The following is a 23,008-nucleotide window of genomic DNA, read 5'->3' as shown; positions in this document are numbered from 1 at the left end:
GCTCTTAGCACTGCCGCAGCGCGGCCCTGACCCGGCCCGCGCGAACCTCTCTCCCACATCACTCATGCACAGGAGGTTCGCCATGAAGCGCGCATCACTCGTCCTGCTCACGTCGGGAGCACTCGTCGCCGCGATCGCCGGTACCGCACTCGCGGGCGGAAGCGACGACGGGTCACCCTCCCGCAGTTCGTCGTCGGCCACGGCTACGCCGACAGCAGGGGCCACGGTCTCGTCCGGGCCGTCCTCCGACGCACCGGTCTCGTCGCCGTCCCCGTGGCAGTCGCATGCGCCGTCCGGGTCGCCGACGACGGCTCCGACGGTCGACGACACGGCCGGACCGACCGCCGCCTCTCCCGCGACCACTCCCGCGAGCCCTTCGGTGGGCAGCCGGCGCGCCGGGGAGATCGCGCTCTCCCATGTGGGCAGCGGAACCGTCACCGAGGTCGAGGCCGAGACGGAGCACGGCCGTACGGTCTGGAGCGTGGAGATCCTTGGGAACGGCAGCCGGTACGAGGTCCACGTCGACCGCGGCAGCGGCGAGATCACGCGGTCACGGACCAAGTCCGACGACGACCACGGTGACGACGGGAACAGCGGCCGTCACGGCCGCCACCACGACTGAGCCCGCCCCAGGAGAGCATGAGCGCCACACCGGGCGGCGCCGGGCCCGTCGCGAGGGTGTTCGCGGTGCCGCGGTTCATCCGGGAGCGGGGCATCCGGTTCCCGCCGTTCGGGCCCGACCGTCTCAGCGACCCGCTCCGCCACCTGGCCGAACTCGCGGAAGCACGAATCGGCCGGGCTCGCGGAAGCACGAGTCGGCCGGGCTCGGTGAGCGAGGCCGCGACCGCTGCCGGCTGTGCCCGCCCGCCCGCCATCGGAGGGCAGGCGGGCACAGGACAAGAACCGCACGGCCGTCGGGTCGGTTCAGACCCCGATGGGTGCGGAGGCGCGGGCCGGCAGTTCGAGTCCGAGGTTCTCGCGCAGGGTGGTGCCGGTGTAGTCGGGGGCGACGATCTTGCGTTTGCGCAGCTCGTGCAGCAGGCCGTTGACGGCGAAGTCGTGCTGCTGCGGATCCGCGAGGCCGCTCAGCGAGATCACGTCGAGAACACCGGCCCGGAACCGTTCCTCGACCGCGTCGGCGAGCTGTTCGGGCGTCCCCGCGGCAGCCCAGTGCCCGGTGTCCTGGGCCGCGACGACGAGCTCCCGCAACGTGTAGCCCTGGCGTGCGTAGCCCGTGAAGATGTCGACGCGGCCCCGGCGGCGGTTCACCGAGGTGATGTCGGGCAGCAGACTCTCCGGCAGCTTCGAGTCGAGCGGGATCTCCGACAGGTCGACTCCGCCGCCGAGCATGTCGGCCACCTGGGCGCGGCCGCGTTCGAAGTCGATCGACTCCCGTTTCTCACGTACGAGCCGTCGTGCTTCCTCCTCCGTGGAACCGTAGGTGGCATGCAGTGAGCTGAAGATCAGCGGCAGTCCGCCGGCCCGTCCCAGCCGCTCGGCCCGGCTCCGGATCTTCCGCGTGAAGTCCACCGCGATGTCCAGGGTCGGCAGCGAGGTGAAGACGATCTCGGCGTATCGGGCGCCCAGCGCCTGCCCGGCCTCCGACTGACCGGCCTGCAGCTGTACCGGGCGCCGCTGCGGCAGCGGCGGGATGTTCAAGGGACCGGCCACGGTGAAGAACGGGCCCGAGTGGTCGATCGGACGGACCCGGTCGCGGTGCAGCACCGCCTTACCGTCCGCGCCGACGGTCAGCGCGCCGGGTTCCCAGCTGTCCCACAGGGCGTTGACCACCTCCAGGGTCTCCGCGGCACGCGCGTAACGCTCGTCGGGGCCCGGCAGCTCGCCAGGGCCGAAGTTCTCCTCACCGATCGAGGAGGTGACCAGGTTCCAGGCGGCCCGCCCGTTGCTGACGTGATCGAGGGTTCCGAACAGCCGGGCCAGGTTGTACGGATGGTGGAACGTCGTCGAGACCGTGGCGATCAGACCGATCTTCGAGGTCACCTGGCTCAGCGCCGATACGAAGACCAGCGGCTCCTGCGAGCCGATCGGGCCCTGGGCGCCGAAACTGAGCAGATCGGCGGTGAACAGGGCGTCGATCCTCGCGGCTTCGGCGAGTCCCGCCACGCGTACGGCGGTGTCCAGAGTCGATCGGGTCGGATCGATCGCCAGGTCGTAGGTCTCGGACGTGCCGCCTGCTCCGGTCACGGTCTTCAGCGTCCTGGGGCGTTCTGCACTCACGAATCGTCCATTCTCACCGGCCCGATACCGATACCGATGCCGATACCGATGCCGGTGGCGTCTGAGGGCGGGGCGGGGGAGTTCCGGCGGGGCGCGCGGACGTCGTCCGAACATGCCGGACACGGACACACCGGGACGGTTGCGACCGGGCGAGGGCTGCGGCAACACGCGACGCGCAAGGCACCGGCACGGGCACGGGCACGACAGCATGGGTACGCGACGCGCACACGCTTGCCGGAGGGACAGCCGGAACGAGAGTCAGTTCCGGACCGAGGGGTCAGCTACAGAGCGCGCCATGCGTCCGGCACAGATCCACGTGCCGACGCTTCGTCCAGACCGGCAGCGTCACCGCGCTGCGGACCGGCCTGACATGTGACGTCCTCAAGGGTGACTCCCGCGCTGGGTGGTTGCGCATGAACGTACGTTGCGGGGGTGCGCCCTTGTCAAGAGTGCACCCCCCGCATCCGGACCCCGCGCCCCTTCGGGGCGCTGTTTCCCCACCGGGTCTTGACCGCACGCGAAACCCCTCCTAAAGTCCTCGCACTTCCGCAGGTACATCGATTAACCACTCGTTAACCGCCATGGTTGGAGACACCCCGCTGTGCGCTCACCGCTGACTCGGCGCGGCTTCCTCGCCGCCGGTTCCGGCCTCACCGCCGCGACCGCCCTGCCCGCTCTGTCCGGCTGTTCCGCGCTGGCCGCGGCGGACTCCGATCCCGACACGCTCGTCGTGCACAGCCAGCTGGGCACCACCGCGCCGGGTTCGCCCACCTATCTGGCCTCCCTGGACCGCTTCCGCGAGGAGAACCCGGGGCTCAAGGTCAAGAACCTCGTCAACGGCGACGACCTCGCCCAGGTCTACGAGACCTCCCGACTGGCACGTAAAGAGCCGGACGTCGTGATGGTCAACCTCTACGACAAGACCCTGGCCTGGACGGATGTGGGCGCCACGGTCGACGTGAAGGACTACCTGGACGACTGGGGGCTGCGCGAACGGGTCCTCCCAGTGGCCCTGGACGCCTGGACCGACGGCAAGGGCAGGCTGCGGGCCTTCCCCTACTTCGCCACCAACTGGCCCGTCGCCTACAACCGCTCGCTCCTCGACAGGGCGGGCGTGGACGAGATCCCGGTCACCGGCGACCAGCTGATCGCCGCGGCCCGCAAACTGCGGGCCAAGGGCATCGGACCCGTCACCACCGGCGGAAACGACTGGACCGGGCAGAAACTCCTCGCCCAGATCATCCAGACCTTCCTCAGCGAGGACGAGGCCCGGCACGTCTACTCCACCGGCGACTTCAGCGGCAGCAGGGGCGCCAAGGAGGGCATCGAGTACTTCGTGACGCTGCGCGACGCCGGGGTGTTCGTCGACAAGGCGCAGGGCCTGACCTCGGACCTGATGACCACGCAGTACAACACGCGGTCCGCCGCCATCCAGTCGGCGATGTCGTCGGCACTCGCGAAGGTGCCCGAGTCCGTCGCCCGCCACACGGACGTGGGCGGCTGGCCGCTCGCCGAGGGCGCCGCGCACAAGCTGCCGACGATCCTGCGGACGTACACCCTGATCGGGTTCTGGATCAGTCCGAACGGCACGGAGAAGATCGACGCCGTCGAGAAGTTCCTGCGGTTCATGTACCGCCCCGACACCGTGTCCCGGTTCATCAAGGAGAGCGGCCGCGACATGGCGCTGCGCTCCAGCACGGTGAGTACGGACTTCCCGCTGGTCGCGGCGGCCCAGCGGCTGGGGGACGACGTCAGCCAGGTCCTGCTGCCCGATGTGTACGTGCCGCCCGCGGCGACCCAGCCGCTGATCACCGCGACCAGTACGTCGTTCACCCGGGGCACCGGCGCCGCGAAGGTCCGCGCCGCGCTGGAAGCCGCGTACCGATCCGCGTGAACCGCCAGGCCCTTCCCACGTACCCATCGCCGTCGCCTCCCCCGCGTTCCGCGCCCGAGTCCATCGGAGTCACCGCATGACGACGTTGACGCCCACACCGGGCGACACCACGGTCCGCCGCCCCGGCCCGCCGTCCGCCACCGCGGGGCGGCGCCCGCCCCGGCAGGGCGGCACCGTCCTCGCCGTGCCGGCCCTGATCTGGTACCTGGTCTTCATGGTCGGCCCGATGATCGCGATCTTCGTGATCGCCGCCCTGCACTGGCCGGGCATGCTGCAGCCGGTGTCGTTCGCCGGCCTCGGCAACGTCCGTACCGTCCTGGACGACCCGGTCTTCTGGGACGCGGTGCGCAACACAGCCGTCCAGCTCGCCGTCGCCCTGCCGATCATGATCGTGTGCGCCTACATGCTGGGCTACTACGTCGCGCAGAAGCCGCCAGGACACCGGGTCATCCGCTATCTGCTCTTCATCCCGGGGCTCATCTCGACCCCGGCGAAAGCCATGGTCTTCTACGCCGCCCTGTCCCCGGACGGTCTTGCCAACGGCGCTCTGGAGTCCGTCGGGCTGGGCTCGCTCACCGACGCCTGGCTCGCCTCGCCGTCCACCGCACTCGCCTGCCTGATCGCCCTGGACGTGTGGGCCGGGATCGGCTTCACCGCCGTACTGTTCGCGGCCCGGCTCGGCAGTGTGCCCGACGAACTCGGCGAGGCCGCGCAGCTCGACGGCGCCGGGCACTGGCGCACGATGTGGCTCATCCACTTCCCCGTCATCCGCGACTACGTCGGTGTCGTGACGATGCTGCAGTTCCTGTGGACGCTCTTCGGGTCCGCCCAGCACGTCCTGCTGCTCACCCAGGGCGGTCCTGGCAGCTCGTCCACCACCCTGTCGTTCCTCGTCTACCAGAAGGCGTTCATCGCGGCCGACCTGGGCTACAGCCAGACCGTCGGCGTCATCCTCTTCCTCGCCGGGCTCGTCGGACTGCTCACCATCCGCCGCGCATTGCGCCAGAACTACTGATCGGAGCCGCTCACCATGAAGCTCGGCAAGCGCTGGCTGCCCGCGCACGTCCTGGTGTGGTCCTACGCGGTCCTGCTGATCGTGCCGCTGTACTATTTCCTCGCCTCGGCCTTCAAGACGAACGACGAGATCTTCGCGCACCCCTTCGCCCTGCCCACCTCGTTCGGGTTCGGCAACTTCCGTACCGCCTTCGACAGCGCGGACCTGGGGCTCGCCGTCGTCAACTCGACGCTGGTGACGGTCTTCGCGCTCGTCCTGACGCTGGGGCTCGCGCTGCCCGCGGCGTTCGCCCTCGCCAGGTCCACCGGCCGGGCCGCGTCGATCATGGAGAAGGTCTTCTCGCTCGGCTTCCTCATCCCCACCTTCGCCGCGCTGTTCCCGACGTTCCTGCTGGCCGCGGCGACGGGTCTGTTCCACACCCGTACGTTCATGGTGCTGTTCCTGCCCGCGACCGCGATGCCGTTGTCCGTGGTGATCCTGGTGCAGTTCATGCGGACCATCCCCAAGGAGATGGAGGAGGCCGCCCGCATGGACGGCGCCTCCACGTTCGCCGTCCTGCGGCACGTCTACATCCCGATGTGCATGCCCGGCATCGCGACCGTCCTGCTGCTGAACTTCCTGACCTTCTGGAACGAGTACCTGTACTCGCTCGTGATCATCGGGCCCGATCCCGCCCAGCGCACGGTCCAGGTCGCCCTGCCCACCCTGAAATCGATCACCGGAACCGACTACGGCGTCCTCACCGCGGGCACGGTCCTCACCCTCGTACCGGTGTGGGTCGTCTACACCGTGCTGCAGAAACGCATGCAGCAGGCGCTCGTCAGTGGGGCGGTGAAGATGTGAACGCCTCCCTCGACGACACCTTCGGCACCGACGAACCCGACAGGACTGCCAGGCGTCCCACCATCAAGGCCGTCGCCGCAGCCGCAGGTGTGTCCACCGCGGCCGTCTCCCAGGCCTTCAACGACAAGGGGAGGCTGTCCTCGGCGACCCGGCGCCGCATCCTGGACACCGCGCTGGAGCTGGGGTGGTCGCCGAGCGCGCCCGCCGCGGCCCTGCGCAGCGCCCGCACCCGCACGCTCGCCCTGGTCGTCCGGCGCCCCACCGACGTGCTGGGCGCGGACCCCCACTTCAGCGAGCTGATCACCGGCATAGAGGGTGAACTCTCCCCGCGCGGCTACGGGTTGCTGCTGCACCTGGTCGCCGGGGCGCAGGAGGAGAACGTCCTCTACGAGCGGCTCGCCGCCGAGGGCAGGGTGGACGGCGCGGTACTCACGGACGCGCGTGCTGTCGACCCCCGGCCCGCGCTGCTGGCCCGCCTCGGCCTGCCCGCGGTGCTGCTCGGCGCTCCCGACCGCGCGGCGGCCGTGCCGAGCGTCGGCCTCGGACAGCAGGGGGCAGGCGTCGAAGAAGTAGTCGCCCACCTGCTGCGACTCGGCCACCGGCGTATCGCCTATGTGGCGGGCCCCGAGGAGTTGCAGCACACCAGACTGCGGCACGGCGCCTTCGACGCGGCCCTGCGCGAGGCGGGGGTACGGCCGGTCGCCGTGCTGCACACCGACTTCTCGGAGGTGTCGGCCGTCGCCGCGACCGTCGCGCTGCTGGACACCGCCGACCGCCCCACGGCCATCGTCTACGCCAACGACTCCATGGCCGTGTGCGGCATGGGGGCCGCCCAGCGCGCGGGCCTGCGCGTCCCCAGGGACCTGTCGGTCGTCGGCTACGACAACCTGCCGCTGGGCCGTTGGCTCCACCCGCGGCTGACCACCGTCGACCAGCAGGTGCAGCGGGTCGGCGCGGCGGCCGCGCGGGTCCTGCTCGCCCGCTGCGGAGAGGACGTCGAGGCCGAGCGGCTCGACGACCGGCCCCGCCTGGTCGTCCGCGAGTCCACCGGCCCGGCCCCCCGAAGACCGGCCTCCTGAACTCGACCCCCCACACCCCGCACCGCCCGATCGATCCGAGAAGGACCATGCGACGCCACAGCGCCCACCTGACCCACGACTCCGCCGTACTGCCCTGGCTCGGCGCCAACTTCTGGTCCCGCACCGGCGGCCCTCTGATGTGGCGCGACTACGACCCCAGGACGGTCCGCGAGGAACTCGGGGTACTGCGCGAGCACGGTCTGACCATGACGCGCTCCTTCTTCTACTGGCCCGACTTCCACCCCGAGCCGCACCGCGTCGACGAGACCCTGTGCGAGCGTTTCGCGGACTTCCTCGACGCCCATACCGAGGCGGGCATGGGCACGGTCCCCACCTTCATCGTCGGCCACATGTCCGGCGAGAACTGGGACCCCGTCTGGCGCGGCGGACGGGACCTGTACGAGGACGTGTGGATGGTCGGCCGCCAGGCGTGGTTCGCCTCGCAGATGACCCGCCGCTTCAAGGACCACCCCGCGGTCACCGGCTGGCTCATCACCAACGAGATGCCCGGCTACGGCCGCGTATACCAGGAGAACCCGCCCTCCTCCGACGTCGTCACGGCCTGGGCGCAGGCCATGTGCAACGCCGTACGAGCCGCCGGCGGGACCCAGCCCGTCTCCCTCGGGGACGGCGCCTGGGGCATCGAGGTGACCGGCCGCGACAACGGCTTCTCGCTCCGCGACACCGCCGAGTACGTCGACTTCGTCGGCCCGCACGTCTACCGCTCGGACACGGACCGCCCCCGTCAGCACTACCGCGCCGCCTTCGAGTGCGAGCTGGCCTCGGTGACGGAACAGCCCGTCGTACTGGAGGAGTTCGGCCTCTCCACCGACACCGTGTCCGCCGAGAACGCCGGTATCTACTACCGGCAGACTTTGCACAACAGCCTGCTCGGCGGTGCCACGGGCTGGATCGCCTGGAACAACACCGACTACGACGACCTGTGGGACCGCTCGCCGTACGACCACCACCCCTTCGAGATGCACTTCGGCATCACGGACAGCGAGGGAGCACCGAAGGCTCCGCTGCTCGAACTCGCCGCGTTCGCCGAGGTGTTGCAAGCCGTGGACTTCGCCCGCTGCCGACGGGCCGACACCGCCGCCGCCCTGGTCGTGCCCGCGTTCCTGGAGCGCGGGTATCCCTACAGCAGGCCCGCCGACCGTCCGCTGATCTTCACCTCGCTGCACCAGGCGTACGTCGCCGCCCGCGCCGCCGACCTGCCGGCCGGACTGGTCCGCGAGGCCGACCACCTCCCCGGCCGCGCCAAGCTCTATCTACTCCCCGCCACCCGGCAGTTGACCGCCCGCACCCGACGCGAACTGGCCCGGCGGGCGGCGGAGGGGGCGACGGTCTACCTGTCGTTCTGCTCCGGTGAGCACCCCGGCACGCGGGGGCCGTGGTTCGACGACCTCGACGGCTTGTTCGGGGTCGAGCTGCAACTGTCGTACGGGGTCGCCGAGCCCATCACGGACGACGTGCTGGAGATGACCTTCACCGAGGACTTCGGCCCGCTCGCGGCGGGCGAGACCCTCACGTTCCCGGTGGCGGGCAACGAGGACAGCCGGGCCTATCTGCCGGTGGTCGCGCGCGACGCCAGGGTGGTCGCCGTCGACGGACACGGCCGGCCCGCCCTGCTGGTCCGCGAGACCGGACAGGGACGCACGGTCCTGGCGACCTACCCGTTGGAGCACATGGCCGCCCGCACCGCCCACGTCAACCCCGAGCAGACCCACCGTCTGTACGCGGCGCTCGCCGACCTCGCGGGCGCCGACCGCCCGGTCACCGTCGGCAGTCCGTACGTGGGCGCCGACCTGCTCGTGCACGAGGACGGACGGCGCTTCGTGTGGCTGGTCAGCCAGTCCGCCGAGGAGCTGACCGTACGCCCGGAGGCGGCCGGGACCCTGCACGACGTGCTTTCCGGCGAGCGGGTGACGGACGTGCCGCTCGCCCCGTACGGGGTCGCCGTCCTGGAGCTGACATGACCGGCCCGCTCTACAGGGACCCGGCCGCGCCGGTCGAGGCCCGGGTGCGGGACCTGCTGGACCGCATGACCCTTCGGGAGAAGGTGGGCCAGGTCAACCAGCGTCTCCACGGCTGGGACGCCTACGAACGGACGTCGTCCGGTGGGTTCCGGCTCACCGACGCCTTGCGGACCGAGGTCGCCGCCCATGACGGCATGGGCGCCCTCTACGGGCTCCAGCGCGCGGATCCCTGGTCAGGGGTCGGCTTCGCGGACGGCATCATGGCGGCCGACGGCGCACGGGTCTCGGACGACGTGCAGCGGCACGTCGTGGAGAACACCCGCCTGGGCGTGCCGGTGCTGTTCGTGGAGGAGGTACCGCACGGCCACCAGGCCCTCGACGGCACCCTCCTGCCGGTGAACCTCGGCGTGGGCGCCACCTGGGACCCCGACCTGTACGAGGCCGCCGCCGAGGCGGTGGGCGCCGAACTGCGGTCGCGCGGGGGCCATGTGGCGCTCGTGTCGGCCCTCGACCTGGTGCGTGACCCGCGCTGGGGCCGCGCCGAGGAGTGCTTCGGCGAGGACCCCTACCTGGCGGCCCGCTTCACGCAGGCACTTGTACGCGGTATGCGCAGGGCGGACACCGCGGTCGTCCTCAAACATCTCGCCGGGCAGGGTGCCACGGTCGGCGGTCGCAACAGCGCGGCCACCGAACTGGGGCCGAGGGAACTCCATGAGATCCACCTCGCGGCAGCACGCGCGGGTGTCCGGGCCGGCGCGGCCGGGGTGATGGCGGCGTACAGCGAACTCGACGGGCTGCCCTGTGTCGCCAGCCGGCCCCTGCTGACCGGGCTGCTGCGCGAGCGGTGGGGCTACGACGGGATCGTCATGGCGGACGGCGGCGCCATCGACCGTCTGGTCCGCCTCACCGGCGACCCGGTGGCCGCCGGCGCCATGGCTCTGTCAGCGGGCTGCGACCTGAGTCTGTGGGACGCCTGCTTCCCGCGGCTGGCCGAGGCGGTCACCCGAGGACTCGTTCCCGAGGCCGCACTGGACACCGCCGTCGCGCGGGTCCTCACGCTGAAGTTCCGGCTCGGCCTCTTCGAGGAGCCCTACACGTCAGGGCGGCCCGTTCATGAAACGCCGCTGCCCGTGCGGGAGTTGAGCGAGCGGATCGCCAGGGCCTCCGTCGTGCTGCTCGAACACGACGGGGACACCCTGCCGTTGGGTCCGGCGGCCCGGCGGATCGCCGTACTGGGGCCCGACGCCGACTCCGTACCGCACCAGATCGGGGACTACACCGCACCTCAGCGGCCCGGGACCGGTGTCACCGTGCTGCGAGGCATCCGCGAGGCCGCCCCCGAGGGCATCGAGGTCACCCATGCCGCCGGGTGCGCGCTGACCGGTTCCGACCTCTCCGCGCTTCCCGAAGCCGTCGCCCTGGCCGCCGCGGCCGATGTGGCCGTGCTGGTGCTGGGCGGTTCCAGCGCCCGTGACGGCGTCACGGCCTTCGACAGCAACGGCGCCGCGCAGGTCGCCTCGGCCGCACCGAGTGGCACGACCTGCGGCGAGGGCGTCGATCTGGCCGAACTCTCCATACCCGTAGGACAGTTGCGGCTGATCGACGCCGTGGCCGCCACGGGCACACCGGTCGTCGTGGTGCTGGTCCAGGGACGCCCGCACGCGCTGCCGGACTTCTCCAGTACCGCGGGTGCCGTGCTGAGCGCCTGGTATCCGGGACCGTGGGGCGGACGCGCGGTCGCCGACGTCCTCTTCGGCCGGGCGGAGCCGGAGGGTCGTCTCCCGGTGTCGGTACCGCGCTCGGCGGCGCACCTGCCCGTCTTCTACAACGGCAAGGACCACGGCTACCGGGGATACGTCGATCAACCGGCGTCCGCTCGCCATCCGTTCGGCCACGGGCTGTCGTACACGTCGGTGTCCTACGGTGTGCCGAAGCTGTCGCGTGCGTCCGTGTCCCTGGACGCGCCTACGCTGACCTGCGCGGTCACCGTCATGAACACGGGGCGGCGGCCGGTGTGCGAGACCGTGCAGTTGTATGTGCGTCGGGTGTCGGGCGGCTCCTCGTGGCCGAGGACGAGAGAGCTGCGCGGGTTCGCACGGGTTCGGCTCGCCCCCGGCGAGTGCGCGGAAGCCGTGTTCGACATCGACGCGGACACGCTCGGTTCGGTGACGCGCGACCTCACCGCGGGTGTCGAGGCGGGCGAACTCCTGCTGGAGACCGGCCCGTCGTCCGACCGGACCAATGGGGTGCGTCTCACGGTTCGCCCCTGAGCCGCCGGCACCCGCGGTGCGTGCCTATTCCACGCCGGCCGTGACGTCGCCGTTGACGGTGGTGAGCGTCATACTGCGGTCCTCGTCCCCGGCGCCGGTGGGGACGGTGACCGAGGGGCGGCCGTTGTCGGTGGTCGCCGCGACGCGGTACGCGGGCGCGTCGTGCGGCAGCATGACCCGGACCGAGCCGTTGGTGGTGAGGGCGCCGACGCCGTCCGGCGAGGTGGCGCAGTCGAGGGTCACATCGCCGTTCACCGTCTCGGCGTGCACGTCGGCGGCGCGCAGGGTGCCGGCGCGAACGGATCCGTTGCGGGTCTCCAGCCGGACAGCGGCGTCCTTCCGACCGGACCTGGTCACGGTGACATCGCCGTTGACGGTCGTGAGGTCCAGCGCGGCGAAGACACCGGCCACGTCGATACCGGCGTTGCGGGCGGAGACGGTGACGGACGTGCCCTCCGGGACGTCGACCTCGGGCATCCGGGCGCACTTTTGGCCGGATGCCCGGCCTGACTCCTGACCGTCGGTGTCCTGCTCCGGGCACGACAGGTCGAGCACCCAGGTGTCGTCCCGGTGGGACCACTCGTGCCGGACGCGGCCTTCGACGCCCACCCGGTCGCCGTCGGCGGGGCGCAGCCGCACCCCGTTGTCGGTGGTGATGACCAGGTCGGCGCCTCGGGCCACGGCAGGCTGGGCCGCGGCTCCCCATGCGCCCTCGTCGTCGTTTCCGTCGTGCCCTCCGCCGCACGCCGCGACGAGGGGGACGATCGCCGTCAGGGCGACCAGGCACCGTGCTCGCGTCGTTGTCATTGCGTCCATACCCGGTCGGTTTCCCCCCGCCCGCGCATCCATGGCTCCTGGACACCTGGCGAATCGCGAGAACCGGTGCCGTACGCGTCAGGCCACCGCCTTGACGGCCGCTCCCGCCCGGTCCGCCTCCGCCACGAGGTGGCGGCGTCGGCCGGGCAGGCCGAGGGTCGGGTTGGCGACACCCCAGACGGCGCCCTTGCAGACCAACTCCTTGTAGAGGGCGGCCGGCCGGCCGGTCAGGGTCGCGTCGACGGCTCGGTCGTCGGCGGTGACGTACTGGATCAGGCCCTCCTTGCGGCCCAGCGAGACGCACTGGTTGTAGTAGCGCACCGACACGTTCGGGAGCTTCCCTCCGGTCAGGCGTGCCGCGATGGCGTCGGCGGCCTGCCACGCGGCGGGGGTGCCCGAGGCGCACGACATCCGCAGCGGCTTGTCGCCGGGGCCCATCGCCATGGCCGCGTCGCCGACGACGTACACATCCGGGTGTGAGAGCGAGCGCATCGTGCTGTCGACCACGATCCGGCCGGTGCCGGTGGTCTCCAGGGTGGTGGCCCGCGCGATCGGGTGGACCGCGAAGCCGGTCGTCCACACGGTGACCGCGGCGGGGACGGCCGCGCCGTCGGCGGTGGTGACCCGGTCGGCCCCGACTCCGGTCACGGCGGCGTTCTCGTGCACGGTGATGCCGAGGTTGCCGACGACCTTGCGCAGGTGCTCGCGGCCCTTGTCCGAGAGCCAGTCGCCGAGGCCGCCCCGGGCGACGAGGGCGACAGCGAGGTCCGGGCGGGCCTCGGCCAGCTCCGTCGCGGCCTCCACACCGGTGAGGCCGGCACCGACGACGACCACCGGCCGGCCGGCCTCCAGGCCGGCCAGCCGTTCGCGCAGCCGGAGTGCTCCGGGCCTGCTCGCGATCTCGTGGGCGTGCTCGGCGGTACCGGCGACGCCCTGGTCGTCCCAGCCGCTGCCGAGGGCGTACACCAGGGTGTCGTACGGCAGTTCTTCGGTGCTGCCGTGCTCCTCGGCGACGGTGACCGTTCTGCGGTCGGCATCGACGCCGGTGACCTCGGCGATCCTCAGCTCTACGCCGGTGCCCTCGAACATCTCGCTCAAGGGGCGCGGTGCGAGGTCCTGGCCGACCGCGAGCTGATGCATCCGGACGCGTTCGACGAAGTCGGGCTCGGCGTTGACGAGAGTGATGGCGACCTCGTCACGGTGCAGCCGCCTGGCGAGGCGGCCGGCCGCGATGGCTCCGGTGTATCCGGCACCGAGAACGATGATGCGGTGCTGCATGACGGTGACTCCTGTCTGGGCGGGTCCGGCCCGTGTCGAGCGCGGTTACGGCCCTTGAACCGGACAGCACGCCGATTCCTGACAGGAACACCTTGTGAAGCAGCTCACACCGGCGTCAGAAGGCGTTGAACAGCGGTTCCCCGTGGTCGGCCGCCGCCCACACCCCGGCCGCGCGTACCAGCTTGTCGGGGTTGACCTGGCTGCGGAACGCGGCGATGCCCTCGGCGGTGACCTCCAGGCACGTGATGCCGACGACCCTGCCCTCGACCACGGCGACGATGGCGAGGCCGCCATTGGCTGTCGTCAGGTGTATCGCGGCCGAACCGCCGATCAGGGCACGCTTGGCCGGTGCCGGTTTGAAGAGGCCCCGCATGAACTTCGCGACCGCGAGTGCGCCCTCGAACGGCGTGGTCCTGGCCGGGATCTTCCCGCCGCCGTCACCGACCGAGACGGCGTCAGCGGTGAGCAGCCGTACGAGGGGTTCGGTCCTTCCCGTGGTGGCGGCCGACAGGAACTCCTCGACGATCCGCCGGGCGGCGGCCCCGTCGATCTCGGCGCGGGCCCTGCCGTCGGTGACGTGCCGCTTGGCGCGGTGGAAGATCTGCTGGCAGGCCGTCTCGGTGATGCCGAGGATCTCGGCGATCTCCCGGTGCGGGTAGTCGAATGCCTCCCGCAGCACGTACACGGCCCGCTCGTTGGGCGACAGCCGCTCCATGAGGGTCAGGACCGCGTACGAGAGCGACTCGCGCTGCTCGGCGGTGCCCGCGGGGCCGAGCATCGGGTCCCCGTCGAGCAGCGGCTCGGGAAGCCACTGCCCGACGTACCGCTCACGCCGTGCGCGGGCCGAGGTGAGCTGGTTGAGGCACAGGTTGGTGAGCACCTTCGTCAGCCAGGCCTCCAGGACCTCGATACGCCCGGTGTCGGCGGCCTGCCACCGCAGGAACGTCTCCTGTACGAGGTCCTCGGCCTCGCTCGCCGAACCCAGAAGGCGATAGGCGATGGCTTCCAGACGAGGCCTCAGCGTCTCGAACCGGTCCACGTCTTCCACGGTCAGCGGCATGACCCGGATCCTAACCGGCGGGCTCCCGCACGGTGTTGGCCTCCCCCGTGGTGAACCAGACCGTGGCATCCGGAGGCACCTGGGCCGTCACCGGCTCGGACGCGGCCAGGACACGCGCCGCGGGAGGCAGCTGGACGGGGTGCTCGCCGAGGTTGGCGACGACTCCGACGGCGCCGTTGGCCAGGTGCGGGACATCGTCGACAGCGCCCAGTAGGTGTCGAGCCGCTGTACGACACCATCGCCGTGGTCCGGCGCCAGGGAGCCGTCCTGTCACCCGCCACCCGGGGAATCGCCCGCCTGGCCCGCCGCATGCTGCTCGAACGCTGAGAGCCTGTGTCATCTCGCGGTAGGGGAGGACAGACCGGCGCGGGGACACCGGCGGATGGGGAGCCGACTGTGCCCCCGCGTCGGCAGAGCCGCCGTCGGGCGGCCTCGCCCTTACGCGGCCAGGGTCTCGTCCTCCTGCGCCGCGCCCTCTCGCGTGGCGCGGTACTGCTCGATCAGCAGGTCGGCCGTACGCAGCGCCTCTTCGGCGGTGCGCGAGGCGGTCATGACGCACAGCGTGTAGGTGACGTCCTCCAGAGCGCGGCTGGTGCGTCCGGTGGGGCGCACGTCGTGCTCGATCCGCACCTCGGCGAACTGGGCCAGGACCGTACGCAGTTCCTTCTCCGCCGGCACCATCATGGTGATTCCTCTCCCACACACAGCACAGCTCGCGTGTGGGCAGGTGCCACCGCGAGAACCGGGACTTCCTCAGTGGCGTCGTTGTCACTGGGCGACACCGCTCACGGTGTCGGGTACACCCCTGGTGCCCCGTTGTGGTGGGTCCATACCTGCACATGCCCCACATCCGCCACACGGATCAGCGCTCTGGGCGCGAGTGCGCGGGCGGCCCCCTCAGTGCTCGCCTCCTTCGCCCGGCAAGGTGCCCGTGCGGGCCACGCCTGCGTACCAGCGCGCGCTGGCCTTGGGGATGCGCCTGCCGGTCGGATAGTCGACGTAGACGGCGCCGAAGCGCTTGCTGTAGCCGTAGCCCCACTCGAAGTTGTCCAGCAGGGACCACAGGAAGTAGCCCCGTACGTCGACGCCGTCCTTGATCGCCCGGTGCACCGCGGACAGGTGGCCGCGGAGGTAGGCGATGCGTTCGGGGTCGACCACCTCGCCCTCCGGGTTCACGTAGTCGTCGAACGCCGCCCCGTTCTCGGTGATCATCAAGGGCATGGCGGGGAAGTCCGCCTTGAGTCGCAGCAGCAGGTCGTACAGGCCGCTGGGGTCGACCGCCCAGCCCATCGCGGTGGTACTGCCCTCAGGACGGTGGAAGGCGACCTCGGCCCCCGGCCAGGGACTGTGCTCGCTCGTTCCGTGCCCGTCGGAGCCGTGGCTGGCCTCACCGGTGGCGGCGGAGACGACGGTGGGCGTGTAGTAGTTGACGCCCAGGAAGTCCAGCGGCTGGTGGATCGAGGCGAGGTCGCCGTCCTGCACGAAGGACCAGTCGGTCAGGGCGGCCGTGTCCTGGAGGAGGTCCTGCGGGTACCGGCCTTCCAGCTGGGGGCCCGTGAAGACCCGGTTGGCCAGCGCGTCGATCCGGCGGGCCGCGTCCACGTCCTCGGCGGCCTCGGTCAGCGCCCGGACGTGGTGGATGTTGAGCGTGATCGACGCCCGCGCGTGGGACGGCAGTTCGGCCCGCAGGGCCTGAACGGCCTTGCCGTGGGCGAGGTTCAGGTGGTGCGCCGCGCGCAGGGCCGCGACCGGGTCGGTGCGTCCGGGGGCGTGCACACCGGAGCCGTATCCGAGGAAGGCGCTGCACCAGGGTTCGTTGAGGGTGGTCCAGGTCTTCACCCGGTCCCCCAGCGCACGGGCCGCCAGGGTCGCGTAGTCGGCGAACCGGTCGGTGGTGACGCGCTCGGGCCAGCCGCCCGCGTCCTCCAGTTCCTGCGGCAGGTCCCAGTGGTAGAGCGTGACGACCGGTTCGATGCCCTTCTCCAGCAGGGCGTCGGTCAGGGCGCGGTAGAAGTCGAGTCCCTTCTGGACGGCCGGGCCGCGGCCGGTCGGCTGCACCCGTGACCAGGACAGGGAGAACCGGTAGGCGCTCACCCCGAGGTCGGCCATGATCTCGACGTCCTCGCGCCAGCGGTGGTAGTGGTCGGTGGCCACGTCACCGGTGTCGCCGTTGCGCACCCTGCCGGGCGTGTGCGAGTAGGTGTCCCAGATCGAGGGGGTGCGTCCGTCCGTGGTGGCGGCGCCCTCGATCTGGTAGGCGGCGGTCGCCGTGCCCCAGGTGAAATTCTGCGGGAACCGGACGGCGGTGGGGTTTTCCGGGGTGGGCGCGACACGTCGGGTAACGGTGGTCACGTGAGTCCTTCCAGATGTGCTGCGGGACGGGAGGGGCGAGGTGGGGTGGGACGGGGTGGTGGGCGCCGGAGGGCCCCGGCACCAGGGGGACGGCGGGTCGGTCATCCCTTGACCGCTCCCTGCATGATTCCGCCGACGATCTGCCGTCCGAAGACGATGAACATGGCGAGCAGGGGCAGCGTGCCGAGCAGGGCGCCCGCCATGATCAGCGACTGGTCGCGCACGTACCCCGCGCTCAGCTGGGTGAGGGCGACCGGCACCGTCGGATTCGACATGTCGAGCACGATGAACGGCCAGAAGAAGTCGTTCCAGGCGTGCACGAAAGTGATCATGAACAGGACGGCCATGGGAGCCCGGGCGATCGGCAGCACGATGCTCCAGAAGATGCGCAGGGAGTGCGCACCGTCCACCCGCCCGGCCTCGACGAGTTCGTCGGGCAGTGCCTCGCTCAGATACTGCCGCATGAAGAAGACCCCGACGGCGCTGACGAGCGTGGGGAAGATGACGGCGGGCAACTGCTGGCCCCAGCCCAGTTCGGTCATCATCATGAACAGGGGTACGACGCCGAGTTGGGGCGGCACCATCATCGTGCCGATCACGAGCATCAGCAGGATGTTCCGGCCCTTGAAGCGGAGTTTCGCGAACGCGAAGCCGGCGAGGGTGGCGAACAGCACCGTCGACAGGGCGATCACACCGGCCACGATCATGCTGTTGAGCATGGCCTTGCCCAGCGCGGCGTCCTGCCAGGCCTTGCCGAGGTTCTCCAGCAGGTGGGGTCCCGGCAGGAACGGCGGGGGTGTCTGGGTGACGCGCGTGTTGTCGGTGGAGGCCGCCACCATCGTCCAGTAGAGCGGAAAGAGGGAGAAGAGCGCCGCGATCCCCAGCAGGATGTAGGCGACGGGGCCCGCGTGGTGCTGACGTCCGGCACCCGGGTGCCGGAACAGCTGTCGGCTCCGGCCGCCGGGCGGGGCGCTCTTCCGTGTCTTCTTCTGTACGGTCCCTGGGCGTGCGTCCGCCGTCTCGACCGGGATGCTGTCTGTGGTCATGGTGTTCTCCCGGTCAGGCCCTGCGCGCCAGGACGCGCTTGACGACTCGTTGGACGACGAAGAGGACGATGAGCAGCAGGAACATCGCCCAGGCGACCGTGGCCGCCCGGCCCATCTGATAGTTCTTCCAGCCCTCCTCGTACAGCAGCAGGCCCAGCGTCTGGTACTGGTTGTCCGCTCCCCCGGTGATGCCGTTCGGGCCCTGGCCGAAGATCAGGGGCTCACCGAAGAGCTGGGTGGCGCCGATCGTGGACAGGACGATGGTGAACACGATGGTGGAACGGATACCCGGGACGGTGACCTTGAGGAACTGCTGCCAGCGCGAGGCCCCGTCGATGGCCGCGGCCTCGTAGCGGTCCCGTGGGATCGCCTGCATCGCCGCGAGGTAGAGCAGGGCGTTGTAGCCGGTCCAGCGCCAGATGACGATCGTGGAGATGGCCGTCTGCGCGGCCCACTTGTTGTTCTCGAAGTCGATGTTGTCGATGCCGACCAGGCTCAGCATCCAGTTGATCATGCCGAAGTCGCGTTCGAAGAGCATCGTGAACACGAGGGCCGCGGCGCCCACCGAGGTGGCGTACGGAGTGAGGGCGGCGACGCGGAAGAACGTCGAGCCCCGCAGTTGGTAGTTCAGCAGATGCGCGAGACCGAGCGCCATCATCAGCTGCGGCACGGTCGACAGGACGCCGATGGTGAACGTGTTGAGCAGCGCGTTCCAGAACCGGTCGTCGTCCCACAGAGCCGTGTAGTTGTCGAAACCGACCCACTCCATGACGTTCAGGGTCGACAGTTCGACGCGGTGCAGCGAGATCCACGAGGTGTAGACGAGCGGGTAGAAGCTGAAGGCGGCGAAGACGACGAAGAACGGGGCGACGAAGGCGTACGGGGCGCCGCGCACGTCGAGTCGGTGGAGCAGCGTGCGGCGGCGCTCGGCGCCGGAGCCGGTCCCGTCCGGCGCGGCGGTGCCGGGGGCACCGTCTGGGGGTGTCGAGGTGGAGATGGCCACCGGAAGGCGTCCTTCCTGGAGGGTGAGCTGGGGGGTGAGGGCAGGGCGGGCATGGGCCCGGCGGCCCGCACGGGCCGTGCGGGGGACGCCGGGCGGCTGCTACGGAAGCGGCAATGGGCGGTGGGCGAGGGGAGCCCAGGTCAGCCGGCGGCCTTCTCGATGCGCTTCTCCGTGGTCTTCCAGGCCTCGTTCGAGCTCTTGTTCTGCGCCTCGATCAAGGTCAGACCCTGCGAGAAGATGTCCTTGATCGTGCCGTCCTTGCGGCCGAGCACCTGCTCGTCAGGGATCTCCTTGGCCGCTTCACCGAAGATCTGCCCGATGGGAGCGCCGGCGAAATAGTCGGACTTGGCGTCGACCACTTCGGGCATCTCCAGCGCGGTCTGCGACGAGGGGAAGTTGCCGATCTCCTTGAACAGGTAGGCCTGCTGCTCGGGGGCGGTCAGCCAGGCCACGAGGTCCTGCGCCTCCTTCTTGACCGGGCTCTTCTCCATCACCCCGAGGAAGGACCCGCCCCAGTTGGCGCCCTGGGGTGCCTTGGCCACGTCCCACTTGCCCTTGTTCTTCGGTCCTGCCTTCTCACTGATGTGCGCGAGCATCCACGCCGGGCAGACGGTGGAGGCGAAGGTGCTGTTGGCCAGGCCCGGGTCCCAGCCGGGCTGGAACTGGCGGAGCTTGGCGGTCAGATCGGACGTGGCCGCCTCGGAGGCCAGCTTCCACGCGTCCTTCACGACAGGGCTCGTCTTGTAGATGAGCTCGCCCTGCTTGTCGTAGAACTGCTGGGAGTTGCCGTAGATCATGGCGTTGAACAGCCCGCTGGAGCTGTCCATGAAGGCGACCTTGTCATCCTTGGACTCCGCCTTGAACTTCTTGCCCGCCGCGACGTACTTCGACCAGTCGCCCTCCCACAGCTTGGCGACCTCGTCGCGGTCGGTGGGCAGACCGGCCTGCTCGAACAGGTCCTTGCGGTAACAGACCGCCATCGGGCCGATGTCGGTGCCGAGGCCGATGACCTTCTTGTCCGCGGTGGTCACCTGGCTCTGCTTCCACGGCAGGAAGTGGTCCGTCCCGGCCGCGCCGGCCAGGTCGACGAACTTGTCCTTCTGCGTGTCGGACAGTTCCTTGGCCCTGCCGATCTCTATGCCCTGGATGTCCTTCAGCCCGCTGCCCGCGGCCAGATGGGTCTGCAGGGCGGTGTAGTACGTCTGCTCGTCACCCGCGACGTCGGCCTTGATGACGACATCCGGGTGCTCCTTCATGTACTTGTCGAGCAGGCCGGTCTCCTTGAAGCCCATGACGCCGAACAGCCCCATGGTGATGGTGGTCTTGCCGTCCTTCTTCCCCCCGCCCGTCCCCCCGCTGTCGCTGCCTCCGCAGCCCACGACCAGGCCGAGAGCCGACACAACCGATACGGCGGCCACGGCTCGTGTACGCGACTTCCTTCGGGCCTTGCCCATTTCGTCCTCCTAGCGGCGGCGCTGACGCACCGGAGTTCGAGCCCCGCGGTCCGCTCCGCAGGCCCTATTTGTCCGGTGGGTACGTTCCCAAACGTCGATGGGAACGTGCCCACTCGGTGGCCCAGAGCGTGGCCGCCGTCACAGGGTCCTGTCAAGAAGTAGAAACCACTTCGTTGCGAGGAGATGTCGTGGCGCTGTGCCCGGACCCTTCGGACGCTCGTCTCAGGTCTGACACAATGCGCAGGTGGCAGCCGTTCGGGCGGCGCGCGAGCGAGGAGGCGGCATGCGGGGCAGACAGCGTCCGACCATCAAGACCGTGGCCGCGCGCGCCGGTGTCGGACGCACCACGGTTTCACGAGTCATCAACGGCTCGGAGCTCGTCAGCGAGAAGGCCAGGGCCGCCGTGCTGGCCGCCATCGCCGAGCTGAACTACGTCCCGAACTCGGTCGCCAGAGGCCTGGTGACGAGCCGGACGAACTCCGTGGCCCTGGTGATCCCCGAGTCCGCCAGCAGGCTGGGCTCCGAACCGTACTTCTCGGCGGTCATCCGCGGGGTCAGCACCGCTCTCGCGAAGACCCGCACACAGCTCCAACTCGTCCTCGTACGTGACCAGGCGGAGCGGGACCAGCTCACCGAGTCGGTGGCGGAGCGCCGTGTCGACGGGGTGCTCCTGGTCTCGGTGCACGAGCACGACCCGCTGCCGGGCCTGCTGGAGGACATGGGGCTGCCCACGGTACTCGCCGGACGCCGCTCCCCCGCCGAGTCGCTCAGCCATGTGCACTCCGACAACGCGGGCGGAGCCGGGACGGCCGTCGGCCATCTGCTCGCACAGGGGCGGCGGACCATCGCCACGATCAGCGGCCCCCTCGACATGGACGTGGCACGCAGCCGGCTCCAGGGGTGGCGCGAGGCGCTTGAGAAGGCAGGACACGAGGCAGCGGAGCGACTTGTGGCCTCCGGCGACTTCACCGAGGAGGGCGGCGAGGCCGCGATGCGTTCACTCCTTGAACAAGTCCCCGCGCTCGACGCCGTGTTCGTCGCCTCGGACGTCATGGCGGCGGGGGCGCTCATGGAGTTGCGCAGGCAGCGGCGCCGCGTGCCCGAGGACGTGGCGGTGGTCGGCTTCGACGACTCCATCATCGCCCGGCACACCAACCCGCCCCTGACCAGCGTGCGTCAGCCCGTCGAGGAGATCGGCGAGACGATCGCCCGCCTCCTCCTGGAGGAGATCGGCAACCCCGAGGAGCCTCGCCGGCACGTCGTGCTTCCCACGGAACTCGTCGTACGCGAATCGTCCTGAGTCCACGATCCCGCCCGCGTCCATGGTGACCCGGGCGGCCCCGGGCGCCGACGTCCGTACCGACAGGGGGCGCGCCGGCCAGGGCGGGCAGGACCATCGTCGCGTTGCGTGCGCCGGGCAGACCGGTGCGGAGGCTTCACACGCGGATCAGGGCCCCCAGTGCACGCGGGGCGGTCGCCCCGGTCGGTCGCGGTCACTCCGCATCCGTCGGGCGACGGGACACCGCCGCTCCGCCGCCGAGGCACAGGTGATTCCTCCACGACCGGTGAACCCGGGGTGGACCTCTACCGCTCCATCGACGGACCGGCGTCTCGGCCCGGACGCCTGTGCCTGGCCCCCTCGACCAGAGACAGGGCGGCCCTCCCCCACTCGGGATGCGCGAAGGCGAACCCGGCCGCGTCGAGCCGGCCCGGTACCACCCGGCGGCTCTTGAGCAGCAGTTCCGTGTCCGAGCGCAGTGCGAACGCCCCCAGTTCGGCCATCCAGCGGGTCGCCGGCAGTCCCACCGGCACACGCCACGCGGTGCGCAGCGCCCGCATGAAGTCGCGGTGCGGAAGGGGTTGGGGTGAGGCGAGGTTCACCGGTCCCTCCATGTCGTCCCGGTCGATCAGGAACTCCACCGCGCGCACGAAATCCTCGTCATGGATCCAGGAGACGTACTGCGCGCCGCCCGCCACCGGCCCGCCCAACCCGAGTCGTACGAGCCGCGACAGTACGTCGAACACGCCACCCCGGTCCGGACTCATGACCATCGCCGAGCGCAGCGCCACCTTCCGGGTCGCGGGAGTCGGCGCCTCGGCCTGCGCCCGCTCCCAGTTCTCCGCGATCTCGACGCTGTACGCCCAGTAGTCCGGCACCCCGGCCTCCGAACCGCCGATCACCCCGGTCGTCTCGTCGTGTGCCGCGTCGAGACTGTGGGCGTAGACCGTCGCCGTACTCATCTGCAACCAGACGCGCGGTGGCCGTGCGGCGGCGGCGATCGCCTCACCGACCACGCGCGCCGAGTCCACCCGGGAGTCCATCATGGCCCGCAGGTTGTCCTCGGTGTAACGGCAGGAGACGCTGCGTCCGGCCAGGTTGACGACGACGTCGCAGCCGTCGATCGCCTCGGCCCAGGGCCCGAGCGTGGTCCCGTCCCAGCCGATGTCGTGTGCCCTCGACGGCCGCCGGGTCACCACCGTGACCTCGTGGCCGGCCGCTGTCAGCGCCCGGTCGAGAATCGCGCCCACCTGTCCGGTTCCCCCGGGCAGCACTACCTTCATCGAACCCCCTCGGCTTCGTTCGAAGACAGCGTATCGCTCATTTTTGAACATGTTCAACTAGGGGTCGAGGTTGCGTGCGGGCTTCGCCGGTCGCGACCGGGTGGGTAGGCGACTCC

General features: G+C 70.6%; 20 protein-coding genes. 8 read left to right on the top strand and 12 right to left on the bottom strand.

What is annotated here, in order from left to right; translation table 11 throughout:
- Positions 1 to 82: 82 nt before the first annotated feature.
- Complete coding sequence (locus ACIOKD_RS26125; RefSeq protein ID WP_402088575.1) at positions 83 to 622, top strand: PepSY domain-containing protein; 540 nt, start codon at positions 83 to 85, stop codon at positions 620 to 622.
- A gap of 302 nt (positions 623 to 924) precedes the next feature.
- Here ACIOKD_RS26125 and ACIOKD_RS26120 read toward each other — a convergent pair whose 3' ends face one another.
- Entirely contained in the window at positions 925 to 2,238 is a 1,314-nt protein-coding gene (locus ACIOKD_RS26120) for an NtaA/DmoA family FMN-dependent monooxygenase (RefSeq protein WP_402088572.1), read from the bottom strand.
- A gap of 277 nt (positions 2,239 to 2,515) precedes the next feature.
- Entirely contained in the window at positions 2,516 to 2,653 is a 138-nt protein-coding gene (locus ACIOKD_RS26115; protein ID WP_402088569.1) for a putative leader peptide, read from the bottom strand.
- A 186-nt stretch (positions 2,654 to 2,839) separates the two neighbouring features.
- Here ACIOKD_RS26115 and ACIOKD_RS26110 point away from each other — a divergent pair, with 186 nt between their 5' ends.
- From ACIOKD_RS26110 to ACIOKD_RS26085, 6 genes are all read left to right on the top strand, one after another.
- Positions 2,840 to 4,132 carry an ABC transporter substrate-binding protein gene (locus tag ACIOKD_RS26110; RefSeq protein ID WP_402088566.1) on the top strand — a complete coding sequence of 431 codons (1,293 nt, stop codon included), beginning with the start codon at positions 2,840 to 2,842 and terminating at the stop codon, positions 4,130 to 4,132.
- 76 nt (positions 4,133 to 4,208) lie between these two features.
- Positions 4,209 to 5,147 (top strand): carbohydrate ABC transporter permease, encoded by a 939-nt coding sequence (locus ACIOKD_RS26105; RefSeq protein WP_402088563.1) that lies wholly within the window; start codon positions 4,209 to 4,211, stop codon positions 5,145 to 5,147.
- 15 nt (positions 5,148 to 5,162) lie between these two features.
- On the top strand, positions 5,163 to 5,990 hold the full coding sequence (locus tag ACIOKD_RS26100; RefSeq protein ID WP_402088560.1) for a carbohydrate ABC transporter permease: 828 nt from the start codon (positions 5,163 to 5,165) through the stop codon (positions 5,988 to 5,990).
- The gene (locus ACIOKD_RS26095) at positions 5,987 to 7,069 is read left to right on the top strand and encodes a LacI family DNA-binding transcriptional regulator (RefSeq protein WP_402088557.1); all 1,083 of its coding nucleotides are present in this window, start codon (positions 5,987 to 5,989) and stop codon (positions 7,067 to 7,069) included. Before ACIOKD_RS26100 ends, ACIOKD_RS26095 begins: the two co-directional genes overlap by 4 nt.
- Before the next feature lie 47 nt (positions 7,070 to 7,116).
- A complete protein-coding gene (locus ACIOKD_RS26090) occupies positions 7,117 to 9,051 on the top strand; it encodes a cellulase family glycosylhydrolase (RefSeq protein WP_402088554.1) in 1,935 nt (644 codons plus the stop codon).
- Entirely contained in the window at positions 9,048 to 11,321 is a 2,274-nt protein-coding gene (locus ACIOKD_RS26085; RefSeq protein WP_402088551.1) for a glycoside hydrolase family 3 N-terminal domain-containing protein, read from the top strand. The genes ACIOKD_RS26090 and ACIOKD_RS26085 overlap by 4 nt, the downstream gene beginning before the upstream one ends.
- A gap of 24 nt (positions 11,322 to 11,345) precedes the next feature.
- Here ACIOKD_RS26085 and ACIOKD_RS26080 read toward each other — a convergent pair whose 3' ends face one another.
- From ACIOKD_RS26080 to ACIOKD_RS26040, 9 genes are all read right to left on the bottom strand, one after another.
- On the bottom strand, positions 11,346 to 12,137 hold the full coding sequence (locus ACIOKD_RS26080; protein ID WP_402088548.1) for a DUF4097 family beta strand repeat-containing protein: 792 nt from the start codon (positions 12,135 to 12,137) through the stop codon (positions 11,346 to 11,348).
- Positions 12,138 to 12,215: 78 nt separating this feature from the next.
- Complete coding sequence (locus ACIOKD_RS26075) at positions 12,216 to 13,415, bottom strand: NAD(P)/FAD-dependent oxidoreductase (protein ID WP_402088545.1); 1,200 nt, start codon at positions 13,413 to 13,415, stop codon at positions 12,216 to 12,218.
- Between the two features lie 115 nt (positions 13,416 to 13,530).
- Positions 13,531 to 14,475, bottom strand: coding sequence for an RNA polymerase sigma factor SigJ (gene sigJ / locus ACIOKD_RS26070; RefSeq protein ID WP_402088542.1), 945 nt, complete (start codon positions 14,473 to 14,475; stop codon positions 13,531 to 13,533).
- A 10-nt stretch (positions 14,476 to 14,485) separates the two neighbouring features.
- Positions 14,486 to 14,749 carry a DUF3459 domain-containing protein gene (locus ACIOKD_RS26065; protein ID WP_402088539.1) on the bottom strand — a complete coding sequence of 88 codons (264 nt, stop codon included), beginning with the start codon at positions 14,747 to 14,749 and terminating at the stop codon, positions 14,486 to 14,488.
- A 164-nt stretch (positions 14,750 to 14,913) separates the two neighbouring features.
- Positions 14,914 to 15,159, bottom strand: a complete 246-nt coding sequence (locus ACIOKD_RS26060; protein WP_402088536.1) for a DUF5133 domain-containing protein — start codon at positions 15,157 to 15,159, stop codon at positions 14,914 to 14,916.
- Between the two features lie 213 nt (positions 15,160 to 15,372).
- Positions 15,373 to 16,827: a GH1 family beta-glucosidase gene (locus ACIOKD_RS26055; protein ID WP_402088533.1), complete on the bottom strand. Its 1,455-nt coding sequence runs from the start codon at positions 16,825 to 16,827 to the stop codon at positions 15,373 to 15,375.
- 101 nt (positions 16,828 to 16,928) lie between these two features.
- On the bottom strand, positions 16,929 to 17,873 hold the full coding sequence (locus ACIOKD_RS26050; protein ID WP_402088530.1) for a carbohydrate ABC transporter permease: 945 nt from the start codon (positions 17,871 to 17,873) through the stop codon (positions 16,929 to 16,931).
- A gap of 13 nt (positions 17,874 to 17,886) precedes the next feature.
- The gene (locus ACIOKD_RS26045) at positions 17,887 to 18,876 is read right to left on the bottom strand and encodes a carbohydrate ABC transporter permease (RefSeq protein WP_402088527.1); all 990 of its coding nucleotides are present in this window, start codon (positions 18,874 to 18,876) and stop codon (positions 17,887 to 17,889) included.
- A gap of 140 nt (positions 18,877 to 19,016) precedes the next feature.
- A complete protein-coding gene (locus ACIOKD_RS26040; RefSeq protein ID WP_402088524.1) occupies positions 19,017 to 20,330 on the bottom strand; it encodes an ABC transporter substrate-binding protein in 1,314 nt (437 codons plus the stop codon).
- A 283-nt stretch (positions 20,331 to 20,613) separates the two neighbouring features.
- Between ACIOKD_RS26040 and ACIOKD_RS26035 the strand changes: the two genes are divergently transcribed.
- Positions 20,614 to 21,630: a LacI family DNA-binding transcriptional regulator gene (locus tag ACIOKD_RS26035; RefSeq protein ID WP_402088521.1), complete on the top strand. Its 1,017-nt coding sequence runs from the start codon at positions 20,614 to 20,616 to the stop codon at positions 21,628 to 21,630.
- 284 nt (positions 21,631 to 21,914) lie between these two features.
- On the opposite strand, the gene ACIOKD_RS26030 is transcribed toward ACIOKD_RS26035, so the two are convergent.
- The gene (locus tag ACIOKD_RS26030) at positions 21,915 to 22,892 is read right to left on the bottom strand and encodes a TIGR01777 family oxidoreductase (RefSeq protein ID WP_402088518.1); all 978 of its coding nucleotides are present in this window, start codon (positions 22,890 to 22,892) and stop codon (positions 21,915 to 21,917) included.
- Positions 22,893 to 23,008: the final 116 nt, after the last annotated feature.

It is taken from the genome of Streptomyces sp. NPDC087844, assembly GCF_044742785.1.
Classification (GTDB): Bacteria; Actinomycetota; Actinomycetes; order Streptomycetales; family Streptomycetaceae; genus Streptomyces.
The sequence above is the reverse complement of the archived record's forward strand: the minus strand, read 5'-3'. Positions and strand labels throughout refer to the sequence as shown.